General features: G+C 43.0%; 24 protein-coding genes and 2 riboswitches. Of the genes, 21 read left to right on the top strand and 3 right to left on the bottom strand.

Annotated features, from left to right (window positions below; genetic code table 11):
• Nucleotides 1-148 precede the first annotated feature (148 nt).
• From NAF01_RS21665 to NAF01_RS21645, 5 genes are all read left to right on the top strand, one after another.
• Nucleotides 149-1,150, top strand: a complete 1,002-nt coding sequence (locus NAF01_RS21665; protein ID WP_163142537.1) for a FecCD family ABC transporter permease — start codon at nucleotides 149-151, stop codon at nucleotides 1,148-1,150.
• Nucleotides 1,150-2,205: a FecCD family ABC transporter permease gene (locus NAF01_RS21660; protein ID WP_163142540.1), complete on the top strand. Its 1,056-nt coding sequence runs from the start codon at nucleotides 1,150-1,152 to the stop codon at nucleotides 2,203-2,205. The genes NAF01_RS21665 and NAF01_RS21660 overlap by 1 nt, the downstream gene beginning before the upstream one ends.
• An 81-nt stretch (nucleotides 2,206-2,286) precedes the next feature.
• The gene (locus NAF01_RS21655) at nucleotides 2,287-3,111 is read left to right on the top strand and encodes an ABC transporter ATP-binding protein (protein WP_163142543.1); all 825 of its coding nucleotides are present in this window, start codon (nucleotides 2,287-2,289) and stop codon (nucleotides 3,109-3,111) included.
• Nucleotides 3,108-3,872, top strand: coding sequence for an IucA/IucC family C-terminal-domain containing protein (locus NAF01_RS21650; RefSeq protein WP_226618478.1), 765 nt, complete (start codon nucleotides 3,108-3,110; stop codon nucleotides 3,870-3,872). The genes NAF01_RS21655 and NAF01_RS21650 overlap by 4 nt, the downstream gene beginning before the upstream one ends.
• Complete coding sequence (locus NAF01_RS21645; protein ID WP_048008455.1) at nucleotides 3,865-4,113, top strand: YusU family protein; 249 nt, start codon at nucleotides 3,865-3,867, stop codon at nucleotides 4,111-4,113. The genes NAF01_RS21650 and NAF01_RS21645 overlap by 8 nt, the downstream gene beginning before the upstream one ends.
• 345 nt (nucleotides 4,114-4,458) lie before the next feature.
• Here NAF01_RS21645 and NAF01_RS21640 read toward each other — a convergent pair whose 3' ends face one another.
• From NAF01_RS21640 to NAF01_RS21630, 3 genes are all read right to left on the bottom strand, one after another.
• Nucleotides 4,459-4,806 (bottom strand): spore coat protein, encoded by a 348-nt coding sequence (locus NAF01_RS21640; protein WP_048008456.1) that lies wholly within the window; start codon nucleotides 4,804-4,806, stop codon nucleotides 4,459-4,461.
• Between the two features lie 15 nt (nucleotides 4,807-4,821).
• Nucleotides 4,822-5,091 carry a hypothetical protein gene (locus tag NAF01_RS21635; RefSeq protein WP_197087584.1) on the bottom strand — a complete coding sequence of 90 codons (270 nt, stop codon included), beginning with the start codon at nucleotides 5,089-5,091 and terminating at the stop codon, nucleotides 4,822-4,824.
• A 130-nt stretch (nucleotides 5,092-5,221) separates the two neighbouring features.
• The gene (locus NAF01_RS21630) at nucleotides 5,222-5,353 is read right to left on the bottom strand and encodes a YuzL family protein (protein ID WP_076258846.1); all 132 of its coding nucleotides are present in this window, start codon (nucleotides 5,351-5,353) and stop codon (nucleotides 5,222-5,224) included.
• A 262-nt stretch (nucleotides 5,354-5,615) separates the two neighbouring features.
• Between NAF01_RS21630 and NAF01_RS21625 the strand changes: the two genes are divergently transcribed.
• The 16 genes from NAF01_RS21625 to NAF01_RS21550 all read left to right on the top strand — a co-directional run bounded on the left by NAF01_RS21625 (nucleotide 5,616) and on the right by NAF01_RS21550 (nucleotide 20,804).
• Nucleotides 5,616-7,997, top strand: coding sequence for a 3-hydroxyacyl-CoA dehydrogenase/enoyl-CoA hydratase family protein (locus NAF01_RS21625; RefSeq protein WP_250802517.1), 2,382 nt, complete (start codon nucleotides 5,616-5,618; stop codon nucleotides 7,995-7,997).
• Between the two features lie 39 nt (nucleotides 7,998-8,036).
• The gene (locus tag NAF01_RS21620) at nucleotides 8,037-9,212 is read left to right on the top strand and encodes an acetyl-CoA C-acetyltransferase (RefSeq protein WP_163142625.1); all 1,176 of its coding nucleotides are present in this window, start codon (nucleotides 8,037-8,039) and stop codon (nucleotides 9,210-9,212) included.
• Between the two features lie 66 nt (nucleotides 9,213-9,278).
• On the top strand, nucleotides 9,279-11,063 hold the full coding sequence (locus tag NAF01_RS21615; RefSeq protein ID WP_048008458.1) for an acyl-CoA dehydrogenase family protein: 1,785 nt from the start codon (nucleotides 9,279-9,281) through the stop codon (nucleotides 11,061-11,063).
• Between the two features lie 209 nt (nucleotides 11,064-11,272).
• Nucleotides 11,273-11,632 (top strand): arsenate reductase family protein, encoded by a 360-nt coding sequence (locus NAF01_RS21610; protein WP_197246738.1) that lies wholly within the window; start codon nucleotides 11,273-11,275, stop codon nucleotides 11,630-11,632.
• A gap of 74 nt (nucleotides 11,633-11,706) precedes the next feature.
• Nucleotides 11,707-12,090, top strand: coding sequence for a glycine cleavage system protein GcvH (gene gcvH / locus NAF01_RS21605; protein WP_197218592.1), 384 nt, complete (start codon nucleotides 11,707-11,709; stop codon nucleotides 12,088-12,090).
• A gap of 159 nt (nucleotides 12,091-12,249) precedes the next feature.
• Nucleotides 12,250-12,489: a YusG family protein gene (locus NAF01_RS21600; RefSeq protein ID WP_197205201.1), complete on the top strand. Its 240-nt coding sequence runs from the start codon at nucleotides 12,250-12,252 to the stop codon at nucleotides 12,487-12,489.
• 293 nt (nucleotides 12,490-12,782) lie between these two features.
• Entirely contained in the window at nucleotides 12,783-13,136 is a 354-nt protein-coding gene (locus tag NAF01_RS21595) for a toprim domain-containing protein (RefSeq protein ID WP_035329346.1), read from the top strand.
• A 15-nt stretch (nucleotides 13,137-13,151) separates the two neighbouring features.
• Nucleotides 13,152-13,463: a thioredoxin family protein gene (locus NAF01_RS21590; RefSeq protein ID WP_048008460.1), complete on the top strand. Its 312-nt coding sequence runs from the start codon at nucleotides 13,152-13,154 to the stop codon at nucleotides 13,461-13,463.
• Nucleotides 13,464-13,609: 146 nt separating this feature from the next.
• Nucleotides 13,610-14,881, top strand: coding sequence for an MFS transporter (locus NAF01_RS21585; RefSeq protein ID WP_048008461.1), 1,272 nt, complete (start codon nucleotides 13,610-13,612; stop codon nucleotides 14,879-14,881).
• 144 nt (nucleotides 14,882-15,025) lie between these two features.
• The gene (locus NAF01_RS21580) at nucleotides 15,026-15,364 is read left to right on the top strand and encodes a hypothetical protein (protein WP_250801100.1); all 339 of its coding nucleotides are present in this window, start codon (nucleotides 15,026-15,028) and stop codon (nucleotides 15,362-15,364) included.
• A gap of 51 nt (nucleotides 15,365-15,415) precedes the next feature.
• A riboswitch (SAM riboswitch) is annotated at nucleotides 15,416-15,517 on the top strand.
• A gap of 86 nt (nucleotides 15,518-15,603) precedes the next feature.
• Nucleotides 15,604-16,920: an O-acetylhomoserine aminocarboxypropyltransferase/cysteine synthase family protein gene (locus tag NAF01_RS21575; RefSeq protein ID WP_226618476.1), complete on the top strand. Its 1,317-nt coding sequence runs from the start codon at nucleotides 15,604-15,606 to the stop codon at nucleotides 16,918-16,920.
• A gap of 140 nt (nucleotides 16,921-17,060) precedes the next feature.
• Nucleotides 17,061-17,164, top strand: a riboswitch (SAM riboswitch).
• Nucleotides 17,165-17,315: 151 nt separating this feature from the next.
• Nucleotides 17,316-18,341, top strand: a complete 1,026-nt coding sequence (locus NAF01_RS21570) for a methionine ABC transporter ATP-binding protein (protein ID WP_197246742.1) — start codon at nucleotides 17,316-17,318, stop codon at nucleotides 18,339-18,341.
• Nucleotides 18,334-19,002 carry a methionine ABC transporter permease gene (locus NAF01_RS21565; protein ID WP_250801099.1) on the top strand — a complete coding sequence of 223 codons (669 nt, stop codon included), beginning with the start codon at nucleotides 18,334-18,336 and terminating at the stop codon, nucleotides 19,000-19,002. The genes NAF01_RS21570 and NAF01_RS21565 overlap by 8 nt, the downstream gene beginning before the upstream one ends.
• Before the next feature lie 12 nt (nucleotides 19,003-19,014).
• The gene (locus NAF01_RS21560) at nucleotides 19,015-19,860 is read left to right on the top strand and encodes a MetQ/NlpA family ABC transporter substrate-binding protein (protein ID WP_197246744.1); all 846 of its coding nucleotides are present in this window, start codon (nucleotides 19,015-19,017) and stop codon (nucleotides 19,858-19,860) included.
• A gap of 125 nt (nucleotides 19,861-19,985) precedes the next feature.
• Nucleotides 19,986-20,357, top strand: coding sequence for a carboxymuconolactone decarboxylase family protein (locus NAF01_RS21555; RefSeq protein WP_048008467.1), 372 nt, complete (start codon nucleotides 19,986-19,988; stop codon nucleotides 20,355-20,357).
• Nucleotides 20,358-20,651: 294 nt separating this feature from the next.
• The gene (locus tag NAF01_RS21550; protein ID WP_169799774.1) at nucleotides 20,652-20,804 is read left to right on the top strand and encodes a YuzK family famiily protein; all 153 of its coding nucleotides are present in this window, start codon (nucleotides 20,652-20,654) and stop codon (nucleotides 20,802-20,804) included.
• Nucleotides 20,805-20,969 lie beyond the last annotated feature (165 nt).

The following is a 20,969-nucleotide window of genomic DNA, read 5'->3' as shown; positions in this document are numbered from 1 at the left end:
TTGTCAATAGGTAAATGAAAATCATTTTCATTTAATTTTTTAAATGACCAATGAAAATGATTTTCAAACTCATTGACAGCTATTCCTCTGTACAATAGACTGAAAATATAACTAAACATTATTAAATAGACGCAAGAAGGGTCTCGCTATGCTATTAAAAACAAATTCTCTGAGATGGGCTGGGCTAATTGCAGCTGCTCTCCTATTATTAGTATTAATGTCTTTCAGTATTGTATACGGATATACCGACACAACCTGGAAGATGGCAATTGATGCATTTACAAACTTCGATGGAACGAATGAACATATAATCATTCAATCTGTCCGTCTGCCGAGAGCTCTGATTGCAGCGGCGGTAGGGGCAAGCTTAGCGATTGCGGGTGTCCTGCTCCAGTCATTAACAAAGAATCCTCTCGCTGCTCCTGAGATCTTCGGGATTAACGCAGGTGCCGGATTTGCAGTTGTCATTACAGTAACGCTATTTTCCATCAGTAATCTGCAGGTCTTTACATGGGTATCATTTCTGGGAGCAGCTGTTTCATTTATATTTGTATATATTATCGGCTCCATCGGCAGGGAAGGGCTGACGCCTATGAAATTAACCCTTGCCGGTGCGGCGATGAGTGCCATGTTTGCTTCGATGACACAAGGCTTTCTCGTCATTAATGAGACTGCCCTTGAGCAGGTGCTGTTTTGGCTGGCGGGGTCTGTATCCGGAAGGAAGCTTGAGACCCTCGCAGCTGTATTCCCATATTTACTGGCCGGCTGGATCTTTTCACTCATCATTGCTGGAAAATTGAATGTCCTGTCAATGGGTGAGGACGTTGCAAAAGGGCTTGGCCTGAAAACAGGATTGCTTAAATTGGGTGCAGGCATTGTTATCGTTCTTCTGTCAGGAGGAGCGGTAGCTGTCGCAGGTCCCATTGGTTTCCTCGGAATTGTCATTCCACATTTGACCCGGGCTGTCGTTGGCATTGATCACCGCTGGGTTATTCCTTATGCGGGTCTTCTCGGCGGAATGCTCCTTCTGATTGCAGACATAGCATCCAGGTACATCATCATGCCGCAGGAAGTACCTGTCGGCGTCATGACCGCCGTCATTGGAACTCCTTTCTTTGTGTATATTGCCAGAAGGGGGTTCAATAAATAATGAAAAAATATTATAACCTGCGCCTTTTTGGCGATAAGATATCTTTTTTAGTAAACCGGAAAGCACTTATCACATTTTTATTATTGGCAGCAGCGGCTGCTGGAGTCTTCGTGATCAGCACCGGTACAGGTGAAATGAAGATCAGCCCGCTAAAGGTAGTACAGGTATTCTTTGGCGGGGGCTCGGATATGGATAGACTGATCATTCAGTCATTCAGACTTCCAAGAATCATCGTTGCCTTAATGGTGGGAATGGCGCTTGCTGCTGCGGGGGGAATCCTGCAGGGTATTATAAGAAATCCGCTTGCATCTCCTGATATTATCGGGATTACAGGGGGAGCATCTGTAGCAGTTGTAGGTTTTCTTGCTTTCTTTAGTGATAAAAATAATGCATTAACTGTAAGTATTAATTGGATGCCTCTTGCAGCTTTTGCGGGTGCTGCTATTTTGGCTTTCCTTGTTTATTTTCTAGCCTACAAGGATGGAGTGTCGCCAATACGCCTTGTTTTAATTGGGATTGGGCTTGCAAGCTTAATGAAGGCACTCACCACCTTGATGATGGTCTTTGGGCCAATTTATCAGGCCAGCCAGGCGAATATCTGGATAACCGGGACAGTTTACGGTTCGAATTGGGATAATGTAGCAATTTTAGTCCCGTGGACACTCGTGTTTCTAGTACTTGCGTTTATTCTGGCGCGCAATGTTAATATCCAGGAACTTGGCGATGATATTGCCATGGGTGTAGGCAGCACTGTACAGAAATACCGTTTTCTGCTGCTGATGGTCAGCACGGCATTAATTGGCGGCGCTGTCGCATTCGGCGGAGGGATAGGCTTTGTCGGCTTAATGGCTCCTCATATGGCACGAAGGATGGTAGGCTCTGCTTTTGGTGCTTTGCTTCCGGCTTCTGCTCTGATTGGCGGCATCCTGGTCATGGCAGCCGATCTGATAGGCAGGACTTTGTTCTCGCCGCTTGAAATTCCGGCGGGGGTGTTTACTGCCAGCATCGGCGCACCTTACTTTATTTACCTGCTTTTCAAGACAAGAAACGCATAAGCTGGAAAAGCTTGAAACTCGTATGATACAGGCAACTGGAGAGCCTATAGATATAAATATTAGGAAAAGGAGAGGGCAGAGATGACAGCAGGGCAAGCAATCGCTACAAAAGACTTAACCTTGTCATATGGAGACACCATTATTATTAATGAACTGGACCTGGAAATACCTAAAGGGGAAATCACTGTATTTATTGGTGGAAATGGCTGCGGGAAATCGACATTGCTAAGGTCTATTGCCAGGCTGCTAAAGCCGAAATCTGGTGCTGTATTATTGGAAGGTGAGGCTGTAGCCAAACTTTCCACGAAAGATGTAGCCAGAAAGATGGCGATTCTGCCTCAATCTCCTTCAGCTCCGGAAGGGCTCACAGTTCTTCAGCTTGTCAAACAGGGAAGATACCCTTATCAAACATGGCTGAAGCAATGGTCTACTGAAGACGAATTAAAAGTCAGAAATGCTTTGAAGGCAACAGGAATGGAAGAATTGAAAGACCGGACAGTGGATTCGCTATCAGGGGGACAGCGTCAAAGGGCCTGGATTGCCATGACTCTGGCACAGGATACAGATACCATTCTGTTGGATGAGCCAACAACCTATTTGGATATGACACATCAAATTGAAATACTTGATTTATTATTCGAGTTGAATGAAAAGGAAAAGCGTACCATCGTCATGGTGCTTCATGATTTGAATTTGGCCTGCCGCTATGCTCATAATATTGTTGCGATAAAAAATCAAAAGGTTTTTGCTCAGGGCAAGCCGGAACATGTCATTAATTGCGGATTGGTTAAAAACGTGTTTGGCATGGAATGCGAAGTAACGATTGACCCATTATTCGGCACACCGCTATGCATCCCATATGGAAAAGGGCGATGTATTTTAAAGGGGCAAGGACTTCAGGGATGATTAAATTAACAGGCGAACAGGAAGAAGCTCTCGGGCAATTCAGACTTGCCCGGAAAGGGAAGAGCTCTCCTTTAACCATTAAAGTGGAAAATTTGCTGGACCCAACTCAAACGGGTGCATATCTGGAAGCAGTGAAAAACCAGTTAGGAGCACCTGATAACAAAACGGCGGCTTCAATTTTAATAAAAAGGTATGCCTTTTTGCCTGTCATTTACTTATACTGCATGACGTCCTGGAATGTGAAATTGGATATCAGGCATGAAAATATTACAATTGTCAGTCAGGAAAGAGATGGGCTGTGGCTTCCGGGTTTTCGTTTTGTCCGCCTTCAGGGTCAAGGGGCTGGGATGGATAGGGATCAATGGAGAGAGGATGCGGTGAGGACTCTATTTAAGGGCCATATCTTTCCGCTGATCAATAGAATAGCTAGCGAAGGAAAAGTCTCTAGACTAATTCTTTGGGAGAATATAGCGATTTATCTGTTCTGGCTTTACGATAAGATTTTACCCTTGGAAATGCATTCAGAAAGGGCGGCTGAAGATTATAGGTTTATCCTGGAGGAAGCTCCGGGCAATTTATTCGGCTGTGAAAATACGAATCCCTTAAAGAAATTTGACAGCAGGAAAATATTGAGTGAAAACACCGGGGAAATGGTGCGGCCCAGAAAAACATGCTGCTACTCTTACTTGACCAGCAGCGGTAAACGATGCGGGACTTGTCCACACTCCTGCAGCAGTAAAAGGAGGATTCCTGATGAATGATCAATTGAAGGAACAGCTGGATGGCCTGCTTGAAAAATATACCGAACTCCTAATCGGCGAGGCCTCTCCGGAGTTAAAAGAAAAGGTTGAAGCATGGGCACTGTACTCTTTTATTGCGAAATCCATGCCGCCTTTAGCCAAGCACTGGAATGATACATATCCTGATGCAAAAGAAGAAATGAAAACTCTCATATCTGAAATTAAAACACTGAATGAAGAGATGAGAAGCAAAAAAAAGTAAAGACATTTTGTATTTAAAAAAACCGCTGCCATCAAAAGCAGCGGTTTTTTTAAGCATATTGCAAATTCGATAATTGTCTAGCTCCACAAGGAACACTTCGACAGCATCATCATCGCACGACTAAAAGCGTTAGCTTTTAGGAGGAGCGCCTACCCCATCGAGGTCATAAGCCGTTTCCTTGCAGAAGGAAGAACGCCTTCTTCCAGGAACCGTCTTATGCCTGAGGCCCGCAGGACAAGGAAGGCTTCGTCAGCATAACCATCGCACGACCAAAAGCGGTAGCTTTTGGGAGGACGTGGCGTTCTTAGTCTGCGTTCCTTCGGGGACAAGGCGCTTCCGCTTTTCTTATTGCATCTGGCCATTGCCATAAGGCAATTGATTCGTATAGCCCTGGAACTGCTGATAAGATTGCTGGAGTTTTTGCTGGTCTGCGGCTTCAACCTTATACCAGCCTTTTTTGAACATTAGGTTATAGAATTCTCTTTGCTGGTTTTGTGTTTCATTAAATGCCGCAAGAATATCCTGATACAGGCTCTGGTGGCTTGCCTCATTTAAGGCAACCGAATAGGCATCTGTCATATACTTTTCAGTAGTCAGAATATCATTTGTAAAGTCCCGCTCATTCATTTGCGGTGTTTTATTCACCTGTGTTTCGGGATTTTGAATCGTATTTGGATTCTGGTTCTGGTTCATTTTCAAGACTCCTTCCTATTGCATTCCCATAAAGTTTTGCTGACTTTGCTGGTTTAAATGAACAAGCAGCTGCTCATAGTGACGCTGATGCATTTGGCCGCATTGCTCGAAATGTGTTTTTAGCTCCTGGTCCTGGCATTGCTGCGCGTAAAAATGCGCTTTTTTACAGGCAAGAAGATTCCAGGAAAGCATGTCTGTTAAGTAAAGGGAATCTTTAGTGGAAATGACAGCAGGAGGCTGCTGCATAATACCCTGCTGATTCTGCATGTTCATATTTTGCTGCATAATTTGTTCCTCCAATTCTAATAGCGTTATTCGAACATATCTTGCCTCTGAAAAATATTTGCTATTCTGCTGAAGATGATTTACCTATATGCATAATGCAAACTTTAAGGCAGCCTGACTCTAAAACGGATCATCGCTTATATTGATTATTTTGGCTGTTTCTCTTTTTAGGACCTTCCCTTTCAACAGTCGGGCCCGCATCTCCCTGGACACTTGCAGCGCTGACTCCTGCCTTAGAAGGATCTTTTTTCATTTTTCCCATTTCTTTCACCTCCGCTCACGAACTAAGAATGTTTCCTTTTTAGAGTGTCCAAAACACTTATCACAAATTGCACAAAAAAATTACAGCTGGACACCATTAAATTTCAAAACATTTTTAAATTTCCGCTTAAAATCGTTGCGTAAATTTTGCAAATATTTTATAGTTATAATTAACAGAACTCATTCAGAAGAGATGCATATTTTTTTTGAAAATAAAATGAATGAGTATTCATTCAAAAAAGCAAAAGGGGGAAATAAAGTTGATCCAACAAATAAAAAAGGCGGCAGTATTAGGCTCCGGAGTCATGGGATCGGGGATCGCAGCCCATTTGGCCAATATCGGAATTCCAACACTTTTACTGGATATAGCGCCTCGCGAATTAACGGATGCCGAAAAGGCAAAAGGGCTTACTCTTGAAAATAAAGAAGTCCGCAATAGAATCAGTGAAGGAAACCGCCAAAAGCTGTTAAAACAAAAGCCTGCTCCATTAACTTCTAAAAAAAATATAGCTTTGATTGAGGCAGGAAACTTTGAAGATGATATGGAGCGTCTGAAAGATGTCGATTGGATTATTGAAGTTGTTGTGGAAAACCTCAGCATAAAAAAGCAGGTATTTGAAAAAGTAGACCAGCACCGCAAGCCAGGGAGCATTGTCAGTTCCAATACGTCAGGGATATCTGTTGAAGCAATGTCAGAAGGGCTCTCGGAAGATTTTCAAAAACACTTCCTGGGAACACACTTCTTTAATCCTCCCCGCTACTTAAAGCTTCTTGAAGTCATACCTACTAAAAACACTTCTTCTGAAGTGCTGTCATTTATGAAGCAATTTGGCGAAGATGTACTGGGAAAAGGAGTAGTTGAAGCAAAAGATACACCGAACTTTATCGCCAACCGGATCGGCACGTATGGCCTGCTGGTTACAGTGCAGGAGATGCTCAAGGGCGGATACAGTGTTGACGAAGTGGATTCCATAACAGGTCCGCTGATTGGCCGGCCGAAAAGTGCTACCTTCAGAACACTTGATGTAGTAGGCCTTGATACATTTATACACGTGGCAAACAATGTTTATGACCAGGTGGACGGTAAAGAAAAGGAAGTTTTTGAAGTTCCGGACTTCATGAAAGTGATGCAGGAAAAAGGCTGGCTCGGAAGCAAAACAGGGCAAGGATTTTTCCTGAAAAAGGGCAAAGAGATTCTGGAGCTGAATCCGGAAACTTTGGAATATGGCCCGCGCCAAAAGCTTAAGACAGCTTCGACTGAACTGGCCAAACAGGAAAAAGGCACTGCAGGAAAATTGAAAGCGCTTGTATATTCAGATGATCGTTCTGGCCAATTATTGTGGAACATTCTCAGCCCGGCCCTTCTCTATTCAGCACAGCTTCACGGAGAAATAGCTGATGATGTGACAGCGATAGACCGGGCGATGAAATGGGGCTTTGGCTGGGAACTTGGCCCGTTTGAAACCTGGGATGCTATTGGAGTAGAGAAATCGGTTCGAAAAATGGAGGAAGCAGGCGAAGAAGTGCCGGCATGGGTAAAAGAGATGCTGGAAAAAGGCATTAATTCCTTCTACAAAGAAGAAGAAGGACAGAAATATTTTTATCATAATGGCGAGTACAGATTAATCGAGGAAAACCCTAAAGTAATTAATTTAAAACAGCTTAAGAAGCAAAAAGGTGTTATTAAAAAGAATACCGGTGCAAGCCTTGTTGATATAGGCGATGGGGTTGCATTGCTGGAGTTCCATTCGCAAAGCAATGCCATTGGATTGGATATTATCCAGATGATCAACTTTGCGGTAGATGAAGTGGAGAAGAACTACAAAGGGCTTGTAATCGGGAATCAGGGCAAGAACTTCTGCGTAGGTGCCAATCTTGGAATGATTCTCATGGAAGCGCAGGATGACAATATTTATGAACTGGATATGGTAGTCCGCCACTTCCAGAATGCCATGATGAAAATTAAGTACAGCGCGAAGCCGGTTGTTGCCGCTCCATTTGGCATGACACTTGGCGGGGGGGCTGAGGTATGTCTGCCTGCTGCACATATTCAGGCATCAAGCGAAACATATATGGGGCTAGTTGAAGTGGGTGTCGGCCTGATCCCGGGAGGAAGCGGAAACAAGGAGCTTTATTTGAAGCATCTTGAAAATATGCCAAATGGTGTTGAATTTGACCTTCAAAAGGTTGCGAATAAAGTGTTTGAATCGATTGCAATGGCAAAGGTTTCAACATCTGGCGAGGAAGCAAGAGACAATAACTTCCTGAACCTGGCAGATGGCATCAGTGTAAATGGGGATCATCTCCTTTATGATGCAAAGCAGGCTGTCCTTGCGCTGTATGAGAAAGGCTATAAGCCCCCTGTCCGCAAAAAAGTGCCTGTTGTCGGTGAAACAGGTTATGCAACCCTTCTGCTTGGAGCACAGGCAATGCTTTACTCCGGCTATATCTCAGAGCATGATTTGAAAATTGCCAAAAAGCTTGCCTATGTAATTGCAGGCGGAAAAGTGCCATACGGAACAGAGGTTGATGAGCAATACTTGCTTGACTTGGAGCGCGAAGCATTCCTTAGTCTTGTTGCGGAACCAAAATCACAGCAGCGCATGCAGCACATGCTTTTAAAAGGGAAACCATTGCGCAATTAAGTGATAGAGTGGGACATTAATAGAAAGAGAGGGAACATGATGAGAGAAGCGGTTATAGTTGCAGGTGCCAGGACACCGGTCGGAAAAGCCAAAAAAGGTACGCTTGCAAATGTCAGGCCGGATGACTTAGGAGCGCTCGCAGTAAAAGAAACCCTAAAGCGTGCAGGAAATTATGAAGGAAATATCGATGATTTAATTATCGGATGTTCTATGCCTGAAGCAGAACAGGGGCTGAACATGGCCAGGAATATCGGCGCCCTTGCCGGACTTTCACATGAAGTGCCGGGAATAACGATCAATCGCTATTGTTCCTCAGGCCTGCAGGCTATTGCCTATGCATCTGAAAAAATCATGATTGGCCATGCAGATACAATTATCGCTGGCGGTGCAGAATCTATGAGCCTGGTGCCAATGATGGGGCATGTAGTCCGCCCGAACGCCAAACTGGCGGAAACAGCTCCTCAATATTATATGGGTATGGGACATACAGCTGAAGAGGTTGCAAAAAAGTATGGTATTACACGTGAAGACCAGGATGCATTTGCTGTCAGAAGTCATCAGAAGGCTGCGAAGGCAATTCAGGAAGGCAAATTTGCAGATGAAATTGTACCTGTAGACGTAACGTTCAGAACTGTTGGAAAAGACAATAAGCTGACAGAAAAGACAATCCAATTCAGCCAGGATGAAGGTGTTCGTGCAGATTCCACAATAGAATCACTTGGAAAACTGCGTCCCGCATTCTCGGTAACCGGCAGTGTCACAGCTGGAAATTCATCTCAGACAAGTGATGGAGCAGCAGCGGTAATGGTTATGGACCGGGAAAAGGCAGAATCATCAGGATTGAAGCCAATGGCTAAATTCAGAAGCTTTGCCGTAGGCGGTGTTCCTCCTGAGATTATGGGTGTCGGCCCGGTTGTGGCCATTCCTAAAGCATTAAAGCTTGCAGGGCTGGAGCTTTCGGATATCGGTTTATTTGAATTGAATGAAGCTTTTGCATCCCAATCCATTCAAATTATCCGTGAGCTGGGATTGGATGAAGAGAAGGTAAATGTTAACGGAGGTGCTATTGCACTCGGGCACCCGCTGGGCTGTTCCGGAGCCAAGCTCACTCTGTCTCTAATTCATGAAATGAAACGCCGCAATCAGCAATTCGGAGTAGTAACAATGTGCATCGGAGGCGGCATGGGCGCAGCCGGAGTATTTGAACTTTTATAGGATGAATCGAAATTTGGAGAGAAGCCCACAGGCTTTTCTCCGCAAAAACAGAATGGAGGAAAGTAAATGTCAAATCAAACTGAAAATCTTATCAAAGGCGGAAGCTTTTTAATCGAAGATGTTTCCTATGACCGGGTTTTTACACCTGAAGATTATACAGATGAGCAGGTTATGATTGCTAAGACGACTGAAGATTATGTAGTGAATGAAGTTGTACCGCAAATTGAACATCTTGAAAACCATGAATTTGACCGTTCTGTAAAACTATTGAAGCAAGCTGGAGACCTTGGCCTATTAGGCGCAGATGTTCCAGAGGAATACGGCGGACTTGCATTAGATAAAGTAAGCTCAGCACTTATTGCAGAGAAAATGGCGCGTGCAGGCGGCTTTTCCATCTCTCACGGCGCCCATGTCGGCATTGGCTCTCTTCCGATTGTTCTATTCGGAAATGAAGAGCAAAAGCAAAAATACCTTCCTGAACTTGCTACAGGCGAAAAGCTTGCCGCTTATGCATTGACAGAGCCAAGCTCAGGTTCTGACGCTCTTGGAGCAAAAACAACCGCCAAGCTGAATGCTGAGGGCACACACTATGTATTAAACGGTGAAAAGCAATGGATAACAAATGCAGGCTTCGCAGATGTATTCGTAGTATATGCAAAAGTTGACGGCGAACACTTTTCTGCATTCATCGTTGAAAGAGAATTCCCAGGTGTATCTGTAGGGGCAGAAGAAAAGAAAATGGGAATCAAGAGCTCTTCTACCCGTACGTTAATTCTTGAAGACGCCAAGGTGCCAAAGGAAAACCTGCTGGGTGAATTCGGCAAGGGCCATGTGATTGCTTTTAATATCTTAAATATTGGCCGCTATAAGTTAGGTGTAGGAGCAGTTGGCGGAGCGAAGCGTGCATTCGAACTGGCTGTTCAGTATGCGAACCAGCGCCAGCAGTTTAAGACACCTATCTCTCAATTTAATTTGACTAAAGAAAAACTGGGCACAATGGCTTCAAAGATTTATGCAGCGGAAAGTGCAGTGTATCGTACAGTAGGTTTGTTCGAGGACCGTATGAGCAAGCTTACAGATGAGGAAATAAAAGATGGCAAGGAAGTCGCAAAGTCAATTGCTGAATATGCCATTGAGTGCTCCATGAATAAATTTTTCAATACGGAGGTCCTCGACTACGTAGTAGATGAAGGTGTTCAGATCCACGGGGGCTACGGTTTCATGGCTGAATATGAGATTGAAAGAGCTTACCGTGATTCACGCATTAACCGTATTTTCGAAGGAACAAACGAAATCAATCGCCTATTAGTACCAGGCACGTACCTCCGCAAAGCACTAAAGGGAGAGCTTCCGTTATTCCAGAAAGCACAGGCGCTGCAGGAAGAGCTCATGATGATGATGCCTGAAGAGCCTGGCGACGAGCCGCTTGCACAGGAAAAATATCTGGTTAAGAACGCGAAGAAGATCGGACTGCTTGCTGCTGGTCTGGCAGCACAAAAGTATGGAAAGGCTCTTGATAAAGAACAGGAAGTACTTGTAAACATTGCGGATATTATTTCGAATGCTTATGCAATGGAATCTGTTGTTCTTCGCACTGAAAAGGCCATTGAAAAAGCTGGCCTTGAAAAGAGCAAACAAAAGCTCCTGTACACTCAAATCTTCTGCCAGGAGGCATTTAACGAAATCGAGCAGGATGCAAAGGAAACACTTGTGGCAGTTGAAAACGGCGATGCACTGCGCATGATGATGTCAGCATTGCGCAAATTCACACGACACACGCCAGTCAACGTGATTACAAAGAAGCGTGAAGCATCAGAAAAACTGATCGACGCGGAACGTTTTACCGTTTAATCTGACTTAGCTCCCTTCCGATGAAGGGGGCTTTATTATTGTAAAAATAACCATTCAAAAAATTTTTCCGGCTTGCAGGAACAAATAGAAAAATGTCGAATATTAAATTGGTGATCAAGGTTATGCTTTGTCACCCTTTTATGTTACTATTCAATTAAAAGGCAGCAATTTTGGATAAGCCTGAATTTGCTAAAATGGGTGGTGAAAAAATGGCGTTGACTTTTTATTGGTATCCTAAATGCGGGACATGCCGTAAGGCCAAGAAATGGCTTGACGAACATAATCTGTCCTATGAAGAAATACATATAACAGACAATCCGCCTTCTCGAAGCGAACTTGAAGCGCTTTATAAAAACAGCGGTTTGGAACTAAAGAAGTTCTTTAATACGAGTGGCCAAAAATATCGGGAGCTCGGCTTGAAGGACAAAGTAAAAACCTCTTCAGATGAAGAACTGCTCGATATTCTGGCAACAGACGGCATGCTGATCAAGCGTCCGCTGCTGACAGATGGAGAGAAAGTAACAGTGGGCTTCAAAGAAGAGGAATATGAAAAGAAATGGCTTTCCTAATAGCTGGAAGCCACATTAACCATGAGATCGATTTACTGATCATAAATTGAAATATTAATATGGAGGGATACATAATGAGCACACCAAAAGAATTACGTTATTCAGAAGAGCATGAGTGGGTAAAAACAGAAGATGGGAAAGTACGTATTGGGATTACGCATTTCGCGCAATCAGAACTTGGTGACATTGTATTCGTTGAGCTTCCTGAAGTTGGCGATGAGCTAAGTGCAAACGAACCATTCGGAAGCGTAGAATCTGTAAAAACAGTTTCTGAACTTTATGCGCCTCTAAGCGGTAAAGTGGTTGAAGTAAATGAAGATCTTAACGACAACCCTGAGTTCGTAAACGAGTCTCCATATGAAAAAGCATGGATGGTTGTGGTGGAGCCTTCAGATTTAAGCGAAGTAGAAAGCTTGATGACTGCTGAGCAATATGAAGATATGACAAACGAAGATTAATTAGAGAGCCGGTTCACTTCCGAACCGGTTTTTCGTTTTTTAGGGTAAATCATGTCCAGCTGCTTCAGTATTTTTGTTCTTACCTTTAATTGCTATTTTTCTTTTACAGAGACAGGGCAAAACTATAGGTACCCAAATGCATGAAAGGAATGATTACCCATGACATTGAAGCAGCAGAAAATCGATATAACTGACCGGGTTGTCGGCAAAATTAACAATAATGGGATAGATCTTTATCTTGAAAACGAAAAAATTGGCCAAATCAGCCTTCCGGAAGGCTCTTCTTTCAACTTGTCCCATCATTTTGAAACCGAACACCAAAAAATATACCAGAATGTCTCCGTTCCAGATAAAGCGCAAGCGCGCTACACAGACTGTGACGAAGGCGGCTGGTGCTGACTACTGTAAACAGCGGAATTATTTCCGCTGTTTATTTAATAGGCTAAAGTGTTATGACCGGGCATACAATGAATTAGGCTATTTAAAGAAGACATAAAAATATTTTTCTTTAAAAACATTTCCTTTCCTAAACCTGGCTAGGAATATATAAATCAGCACGGCCCTAACCTCCAAAATGGGCAGGAGATTCACACCATAACCGAGAATAATGAATATATTAAGATAAAAACAATGCATTACTGGCTTTTAGCTTAAACGAACAGTTTCAAAATAACTCCTTTCAGGTGATGACGATGAACGATGGAATTCCGGAAAAAGTGATTATTGTCGAGGGAAAGTCAGATAAAACAAAGGTTAAAAGCATTATAAGAGAGCCCGTTGAAATTATCTGCACAAATGGAACAATAAGCATTACCAAACTGGATGAATTAATTGACACACTGTTTGATAAGGATGTATATATATTGGTGGATGCCGATTCAGCAGGTGAAAAGCTGAGAAAACAATTCAAAAGGGAATTTCCAGAGGCAGAGCATCTATATATCGATAGAATGTACAGAGAAGTAGCGACAGCACCGGAACACCATTTGGCAACAGTGCTGCTGGGAGCTAACATTGACGTTTATACACAATATCTGGACAGATAAAGTAAGGATGATAAAATGCAGGAATGGTCGCAGCAGGACATTGAGGAAGCGATTAGCGGAGAAGAAAAAACGATTCTTATCTATTTGTATACGCCTATGTGCGGAACCTGCCAGATGGCAGGAAAGATGCTGGCAGTTACAGAGCAATTGCTGCCAGGTCAAAAAATGGGGAAAGCGGACTTAAATTATATGCCGCAATTGGCTGAAAAATGGGGAGTGGAAAGCGTACCCTGCCTCCTCATCTTCAGAAAAGGAACTTTACATGAAAAATTATATGCTTTCCGATCCGTACCCTATTTATTGGATAAAATCAGAAGCATCGATTAGCAGAAACCAGGAGCAAAGCAGCCTGGTTTTTTGCATGTTTTAAAAAAGCCTTTTCACTATTCAAAATATATTTACAAACCCATTCCGAAAGAGTATGATACTTAGGGAATCGAAATAAAAATCATACAGTGCAGGAAGGGATCCGCATGGCATTTTACAGGGAGTGGGCTGGTCAATTTAAAGGTTATAACCGCAACATAAAATTGGCTTTTATGGCGAATATCCTTACACAAATTGGTTTTGGGATATTCATGGTAATTTATAATTTCTACATAAGGGAGCTCGGCTACTCAGAAAGTGTTAATGGACAAATCATATCCATGACTGCTCTCGCGACAGCAATGATTCTTGTGCCGGCAGGGATCGCCAGCGACCGAATTGGCAGAAAAAAAGCGATGATGTTTGGTGCAGTTGCAACAGGTGTAGTTATGCTCTTCAGAAGTATAGTTGAAATGCAGGAGCTCCTGATTTTATTTGCATTTTTAACCGGGCTGACAACAGCCTTTCTTCAGGTATCCGGCATACCATGGCTGGCTGAAAATTCAAAGGCTGATCAAAGGGTTCATTTATTCAGTATCCACTTTGCTATAATGACGGGCGCAAATGTGATAGGGAACTTAAGCGGTGGCATCTTAACGGATGTATTTTCTTTGTTTACGGATCAGCTCACCAGCATACGCATCACCCTTCTGATTGCAAGTGTGTTTTTCATAGCCGGCTTATTTCCAATTTTGCGTTTCGCAGAGGTTTCGAAAGATCGAAAAGGTGCAAAGGGCATAAAAGGCTGGTCATTCAAAAATCTCTCAGCTAAAAATGACGGTGTCAAAATTATCGCGATGTTTGCTTTTGCTCAGCTGCTGATTGGAATTGGTGCAGGACTAGTTATTCCCTATCTGAATCTATACTTCGCAGACCGCTTTGAAGCCTCCAATTCAGCTATTGGCATGATTATTTCATTAGGGCAGGCTGCCACGGCCTTTGCCATGATTATCGGACCGGTTGTGGTAAGAAAAGTGGGAGAGGTAAAAGCTGTTGTGATCCTGCAGCTCATGTCACTTCCTTTCCTGCTTTTAACCGCTTATACTGAAAACCTTTGGCTGGCTGCCATTGGCTTTTTGTTCCGGCAGGCGTTGATGAATGCGGGAAATCCTATACAAATGTCATTGATGATGTCAAAGGTAAATGATTCGATGAAAGGACTGGCAAACTCAGTCAATCAGATGGTGTTCAATCTGGGCTGGGCTGTAATGGGCCCGGTTTCAACAGGAATCGTCATGAGATATGGAGATTATTGGGGATATGCACTCGTATTCACCATTACAGCTTCGTTATACTTGATTGGCTCTCTCTACTTTTTCTTTGTATTCAGAGGCTATAAAAAGACAAAAACTGCAGCAGCCTCTGTGAAAATAGTATGATCTGACATATTTCTCGGGAAATGAAAAGGCAATGCCAATTAAACAGGCAATGCCTTTCTGATTTTGTCGAATGAAAAATAAAGGATTAAAGCACTTTATTACTGAATATTAAAGTCAATTGACCCCATTAAAAGAGGTGAGGCTGTGAGGAGTTTACCTGATGTATTTATCCGGGAATTAAAGGCTAAAGGGCATCTTGGATTTTTCTTAAGAAGTTCAAACTTTTCTCTGCTTATTAAGGCGGGAAACACATGCATTCCTTTGAAAATTTCGAATGGGGAAATACAGAAGGCAAGCCGCATCAGCCATTTTGATGTGGAAATCTCGGGATCGGAAGAAGCTGTATTGTCACTGATTACAGGAAAAGTAAAGCTAAGGGATGCCATTTCCCAAAACGAAATAATGCTTGAAACCTCTTACAGAAAAAAATTGCTGCTCGAGTCTTTTTTCTGTTTAGGGAAAATTTCACTGCACAATACTTGACCGTTTTTTTTATAGTATGATAATATCGTTTTAATATTAATTAACTGAATATTCTTATCAAGAGAGGCGGAGGGACTGGCCCAGCGAAGCCCGGCAACCGGTAAAGTACACGGTGCTAAATCCAGCAGAGCAGAATGCTCTGGAAGATAAGAAGAGTCGATAAAGCCCTCTTCTTATGAAGAGGGTTTTTCTGCTTTTAAGAAATGAAATACAAACATTTTTATAGAGGAGAGATAGCGATGACGGACAAACAGAAAAATTACCGCTTTGAAACAATTGGAGTACATGGGGGGCTGAAGCCTGACCCTGTAACTGGCGCGAGGGCGGTCCCAATTTATCAGAATAATGCTTATCAGTTCAAAAATACAGATCACGCTGCAGATCTCTTTGCCCTGAAAGAACCGGGATATATTTATAGCAGGATACATAATCCAACTGTCAGTGTGTTTGAGGAAAGAGTGGCCATGCTTGAAGGAGGAGTGGGTGCGCTGGCTCTTGCCAGCGGCCAGTCTGCTATTACACTTGCCATTTTAAATATCGCCGAAGCTGGTGATGAAATTGTTGCCGCATCCAATTTATATGGGGGCACTTATAATTTATTTGCAGTTACACTTCCCAAGTATGGAATAAAGGTAAAACTGGTGGATCCAAAGGATCCGGAAAATTTCCGGAGCGCCATTACAGATAAAACAAAGGCTGTCTTCGCCGAAACGATTGGAAACCCCAGCCTGAAAATCCTGGATATTGAAAAGGTTGCCGCAATTGCCCACGAAAACGGTGTGCCGCTGATTGTCGATAACACTTTTGCTACCCCTTATCTTTGCAGGCCTATTGAACATGGAGCTGACATTGTCATACACTCAGCGACAAAATGGCTGCTCGGCAATGGGACCACAATGGGGGGAGTTATTGTAGATGGCGGAAAATTTGACTGGAATTCTCCTAAGTTTCCGGGCTTTACAGAGCCTGATCCGAGCTACCATGATATTGTCTATAGCGAAGCAATTGGCGAAGCTGCTTATATTATCAAAGCACGGGTACAGCTGTTAAGAGACTTAGGACCTGCAATGAGTGCGCAAAGTGCATTCCAGTTCACACTGGGTCTTGAGACTCTGCATGTGAGAATGAAGGAGCATGTTGCCAATACCAAAAAGGTAGTGGAATATCTGGAGGCGCACCCAGCCGTTAATTGGGTGCTCTATCCAGGTCATGAAAGCCACCCGGACAAAGACTTGGCAGATAAATATTTGCCAAAAGGAGCCGGGGCAGTGGCTGTATTTGGAATTGCGGGCGGACGAGAGGCTGGAGCCAAGCTGATCAATAGTTTGCAGCTATGGGCACATGTGGCAAATGTCGGGGACGCAAAGAGCCTGATTATCCACCCTGCAAGCACTACTCATCAGCAGCTGGATGAGGAAGGGTTAAAAGCTGCAGGAGTGCCGGAGGACCTGATTCGGATTTCGATCGGCATCGAAAATGCAGAAGATTTAATTGAAGACCTGGAACAGGCGATAGAAGCAGCTGCAGGTCTCACATCGCTAGCTGCAAAAGCGTAAAGGAAAATTTACCATTCACTTTTTTCCGAAAGTTTGAAATTTCATCGTTGACACCTTTTTAATGGCTATGATACGATAGCAAACGTAATTAAAAAACTGCTTAATTCATTTAAAGTATTAATTTAATATAGAACGTTACACTCTTATCAAGAGAGGTGGAGGGAAGTGCCCTATGAAGCCCGGCAACCGTCAATTAGTTGAAATGGTGCCAATTCACTCAAAGCATAGCTTTGATAGATGAGAGAAAGGACTAAATTTTTTTATGCCTTTCTGCTCATGTGCAGAAAGGCATTTTTGCTTTTGCGCATGAAAGCCTATATAGAGTGAAAAATAGGGAATAAAAGCAGTCTATTAATTATTATCTGTATCTTTCGATAAAAGAGGTGACTATCACGTTGATTTCTATAAAAGATGTACAGAAGATTTTCTCTTCAAAAAGCGGTCAGGTAAAAGCAGTTGACGATGTAAACCTGGAGGTAAAAGAAGGAGAAATTTTCGGTGTTATCGGATACAGCGGTGCAGGTAAAAGTACCTTAATCCGCATGCTGAATGGGCTGGAGCTTCCTACCCATGGCAGTGTAACAGTAGCAGGCAATGAGGTTTCAAAGATAAAGGGAAGCAAGCTAAGAAAAGCACGGCAGGAAATAAGCATGATTTTCCAGCACTTCAACCTGTTATGGTCGAGGACAGTAAGAGAGAATATTGCATTTCCGCTTGAAATCGCAGGTGTTTCCCGGCAGGAAAGGCTCAAAAGAGTAGATGAGCTCATTAAACTCGTCGGTCTGGAAGGAAGAGAAGATGCCTATCCTTCCCAGCTTAGCGGGGGTCAAAAGCAAAGAGTTGGGATTGCCAGAGCCCTTGCCAATAATCCAAAAGTGCTGCTTTGTGATGAGGCAACATCTGCCCTTGATCCGCAGACAACAGACTCCATTTTGGAGCTGCTTGTTGACATCAATGAGCGGCTGGGCTTAACCATTGTCCTCATTACACATGAAATGCACGTAATCCGTAAAATCTGCCATCGGGTTGCTGTTATGGAAGGCGGACGGATTGTGGAAATCGGCCCTGTATTGGATGTCTTTAAGAATCCGAAAGCTGTGATTACAAAGCGCTTTGTCCAGCAGGTGACAGAGCCTGAAGAAACGAAGGAAACAATTGATCATCTGGTCGATTTGTATCCAAAAGGAAAAGTAGTCCAATTAGGATTTGTCGGTGAATCAGCTGAACAGCCATTGATTACAAACCTGATCCGTCACTTCCAGGTAACTGTTAATATTCTGCAGGGGAAGATTTCCCAGACGCAGAATGGTTCCTACGGTACCTTATTCATCCATGTTGATGGAGAAGCAGAGGAAGTTGCAAAAGCGATTGAATTTATCCATTCTCAGCAGGTGGGCGTGGAGGTGATTTCCAATGCTTAATGAATGGTTTCCAAATGTGAAATGGGACTCCATGTGGGAAGCTACTGTGGAAACTCTCTATATGACAGCTATTTCTGTTATTGCAACGTTTATTTTAGGAGCGATTTTGGGGCTGCTGCTCTTTTTGACCTCAAAGGGGAATATCTGGGAAAATGCAGCAATCAATAAAATTATCTCTACGTTCGTCAATATTTTCCGTTCGATTCCATTTATTATCCTTATTGTATTACTGATTCCATTTACGAAGTTTTTGCTTGGGACAATGATTGGGGAGGATGCAGCTTTGCCTGCATTAATTATTGGTGCTGCCCCGTTTTATGCCCGAATGGTGGAAATCGGCTTGAGGGAAATTGACAAAGGGGTAATTGAAGCGGCCAAGTCAATGGGCGCAAAAACAAGCACGATCATCTGGAAGGTTCTGCTTCCGGAATCAATGCCCGCCCTTGTTTCGGGAATAACCGTGACAGCTATCGCGCTGGTTGGCTACACAGCCATGGCTGGTGTAATCGGCGCCGGGGGTCTAGGAAATCTGGCTTATCTGGAAGGATTCCAGCGGAGCCGAAGTGATGTAACGCTTATGGCGACCGTCATTATTCTAATCATCGTATTTATCATCCAGTTTATTGGAGATATCATTACAACAAAATTAGACAAACGATAAGGAGAGATTGACATGAAAAAATGGTTATCACTTGTTCTTGCACTGGCAGTTGCACTTGTACTTGCAGCTTGCGGCACTTCAGAAGAGGGCGGCAATGCCGGTGAAGGCGGAGATAGTAAAGAAAGCAAAAAGATTACAGTGGGGGCTTCCAATGTCCCTCATGCTGAAATTCTTGACGAAGCAAAGCCATTACTTGAAGAAAAAGGCTTTGAACTTGATGTTGTGACATTCCAGGATTATGTATTGCCAAACCAAGCTCTTGAATCTAAAGAGCTTGATGCAAACTACTTCCAGCACATTCCTTATCTTGAGTCACAAAAGGCTGAGCATGGATATGATTTTACGAATGCAGGCGGAATTCATATTGAACCAATCGGTGTGTATTCCCAAAAGTATAAGAACCTTGAGGAGCTTCCTGAGGGTGCAACAATCATCATGAGCAACTCTGTCGCTGACCATGGCCGCATCCTTTCCATGCTTGAAGCTGAGGGACTTATCACTTTAAATGCAGATGTGGAAAAAACGGAAGCAACACTGGAAGATATAAAAGAAAATCCGAAAAAATTAAAGTTTGATACTGAATATGAAGCATCACTTCTTCCTCAGATCTACAATAATGGAGAAGGAGACGCAGTCCTGATTAACTCCAACTATGCAATCGATGCAGGGTTAAATCCTCTTAAAGATTCAATTGCCATCGAGGACAAAGAATCACCATATGTAAATGTGATAGCAGTCCGCACAGGTGATGAAGAAAAAGAAGGAATTAAAGCTCTTATAGAAGTGCTTCGTTCAAAGGAAATCCAGGATTTCATTCTTGAAAAATATGAAGGTGCCGTTGTGCCGGTATCTGAGTAAAGGCAGAAAAGCAGGCGTTCACAGCGCCTGCTTTTTTTTGTGGATCAGCAGCCCCACTTCCCGTATAGATTGAAATGCAATCAAACATACTAACCTTGATACTATTTGAAATGGAGTGGAGATCGATGGAACATTATCATGAACCTTCAAACTCAATAGAAGAAGCCCTGCATGATTATAAAGTCGGATTAGGAGTTTTCACTGAAAAAATGCCTGATTTGGCAAAGCATTATAATGCTTTTACAGAAGCCTGCTTTAAAGAAGGGGTTTTATCTCAAAAAGAGAAGCAGCTGATCGCGCTCGGCATCAGTTTATATTCTCAGGATGAATATTGCATTATTTACCACACGAAAGGCTGCATTGATCAAGGGGCATCCGAAGAAGAGATTCTTGAGGCAGTAGGAGTAACAGCAGCTTTTGGTGGCGGAGCGGCCATGAGCCAGGCGGTTACGCTCGTCCAGGAGGCCATGACCGAATTGAATCAGCAAAATCACTGAAAATCTTCTCCTGCTTGGCAGCAGGAGTTTTCTTTTGCAATGGTGATTTTTCAGAAAATTTATAAAAACAACCATTAATCCAGAGCATTCAGCCAGTATTCTAAGGATAGGAAGTATGAAAGCGTTTCACCAGTTCTCATTCCTTATTTTGCTAAAAAAATCAGGTTTTTTCCGCTTTGTGCGGGGTATAGTGTGAGTGTTAAGATTTTAGATGTAAAACCAAATGCTGAAAAGCATAAAAACCGAAAGGATTGATTCATTATCAGTCAGTTACAGCTGAACTACACGAGTGAAATGGAAAAAGCTATGCAAGCTGCCCATGGAGTTGGATATGAAGTGTACAGCCGGAAACATGATATTCGAATGGAAGTTGAAAAAAGACGTGAAGAAGATTATCTTCAAAGCCAGCGATTAGTTGCAGATCTTGAAAGAAAAATTCATTCCTAAGTTAAAGGTATATATAATAATGAAGTAAATAGTAACCAGTGCCAATGATGCACTGGTTTTCTTTTTGCAATACATGAAATTACAGTACCGGGAAAAAATAGACAGGACATGCTGGTTTCCGGTAATTTCACTCTTTGATGACAAAGATTTTATATGATAAAATTT

This window comes from Cytobacillus firmus (assembly GCF_023657595.1).
In the GTDB taxonomy this organism is placed as follows: Bacteria; Bacillota; Bacilli; order Bacillales; family Cytobacillaceae; genus Cytobacillus; species Cytobacillus firmus_B.
Note: the sequence above shows the minus strand (reverse complement) of the source record. Positions and strands in the feature narration are given on the sequence as shown.

Coding starts and splice junctions, on each gene's coding strand:
- NAF01_RS21635 (WP_197087584.1), bottom strand. CDS start 5,091: ATGCAGCAAAATATGAACATGCAGAATCAGCAGGGTATTATGCAGCAG.
- NAF01_RS21655 (WP_163142543.1), top strand. CDS start 2,287: ATGACAGCAGGGCAAGCAATCGCTACAAAAGACTTAACCTTGTCATAT.
- NAF01_RS21660 (WP_163142540.1), top strand. CDS start 1,150: ATGAAAAAATATTATAACCTGCGCCTTTTTGGCGATAAGATATCTTTT.
- NAF01_RS21645 (WP_048008455.1), top strand. CDS start 3,865: ATGAATGATCAATTGAAGGAACAGCTGGATGGCCTGCTTGAAAAATAT.
- NAF01_RS21565 (WP_250801099.1), top strand. CDS start 18,334: ATGCTTAATGAATGGTTTCCAAATGTGAAATGGGACTCCATGTGGGAA.
- NAF01_RS21620 (WP_163142625.1), top strand. CDS start 8,037: ATGAGAGAAGCGGTTATAGTTGCAGGTGCCAGGACACCGGTCGGAAAA.
- NAF01_RS21555 (WP_048008467.1), top strand. CDS start 19,986: ATGGAACATTATCATGAACCTTCAAACTCAATAGAAGAAGCCCTGCAT.
- NAF01_RS21665 (WP_163142537.1), top strand. CDS start 149: ATGCTATTAAAAACAAATTCTCTGAGATGGGCTGGGCTAATTGCAGCT.
- NAF01_RS21610 (WP_197246738.1), top strand. CDS start 11,273: ATGGCGTTGACTTTTTATTGGTATCCTAAATGCGGGACATGCCGTAAG.
- NAF01_RS21650 (WP_226618478.1), top strand. CDS start 3,108: ATGATTAAATTAACAGGCGAACAGGAAGAAGCTCTCGGGCAATTCAGA.
- NAF01_RS21600 (WP_197205201.1), top strand. CDS start 12,250: ATGACATTGAAGCAGCAGAAAATCGATATAACTGACCGGGTTGTCGGC.
- NAF01_RS21575 (WP_226618476.1), top strand. CDS start 15,604: ATGACGGACAAACAGAAAAATTACCGCTTTGAAACAATTGGAGTACAT.
- NAF01_RS21615 (WP_048008458.1), top strand. CDS start 9,279: ATGTCAAATCAAACTGAAAATCTTATCAAAGGCGGAAGCTTTTTAATC.
- NAF01_RS21560 (WP_197246744.1), top strand. CDS start 19,015: ATGAAAAAATGGTTATCACTTGTTCTTGCACTGGCAGTTGCACTTGTA.
- NAF01_RS21595 (WP_035329346.1), top strand. CDS start 12,783: ATGAACGATGGAATTCCGGAAAAAGTGATTATTGTCGAGGGAAAGTCA.
- NAF01_RS21550 (WP_169799774.1), top strand. CDS start 20,652: ATGGAAAAAGCTATGCAAGCTGCCCATGGAGTTGGATATGAAGTGTAC.
- NAF01_RS21590 (WP_048008460.1), top strand. CDS start 13,152: ATGCAGGAATGGTCGCAGCAGGACATTGAGGAAGCGATTAGCGGAGAA.
- gcvH (WP_197218592.1), top strand. CDS start 11,707: ATGAGCACACCAAAAGAATTACGTTATTCAGAAGAGCATGAGTGGGTA.
- NAF01_RS21585 (WP_048008461.1), top strand. CDS start 13,610: ATGGCATTTTACAGGGAGTGGGCTGGTCAATTTAAAGGTTATAACCGC.
- NAF01_RS21640 (WP_048008456.1), bottom strand. CDS start 4,806: ATGAACCAGAACCAGAATCCAAATACGATTCAAAATCCCGAAACACAG.
- NAF01_RS21630 (WP_076258846.1), bottom strand. CDS start 5,353: ATGGGAAAAATGAAAAAAGATCCTTCTAAGGCAGGAGTCAGCGCTGCA.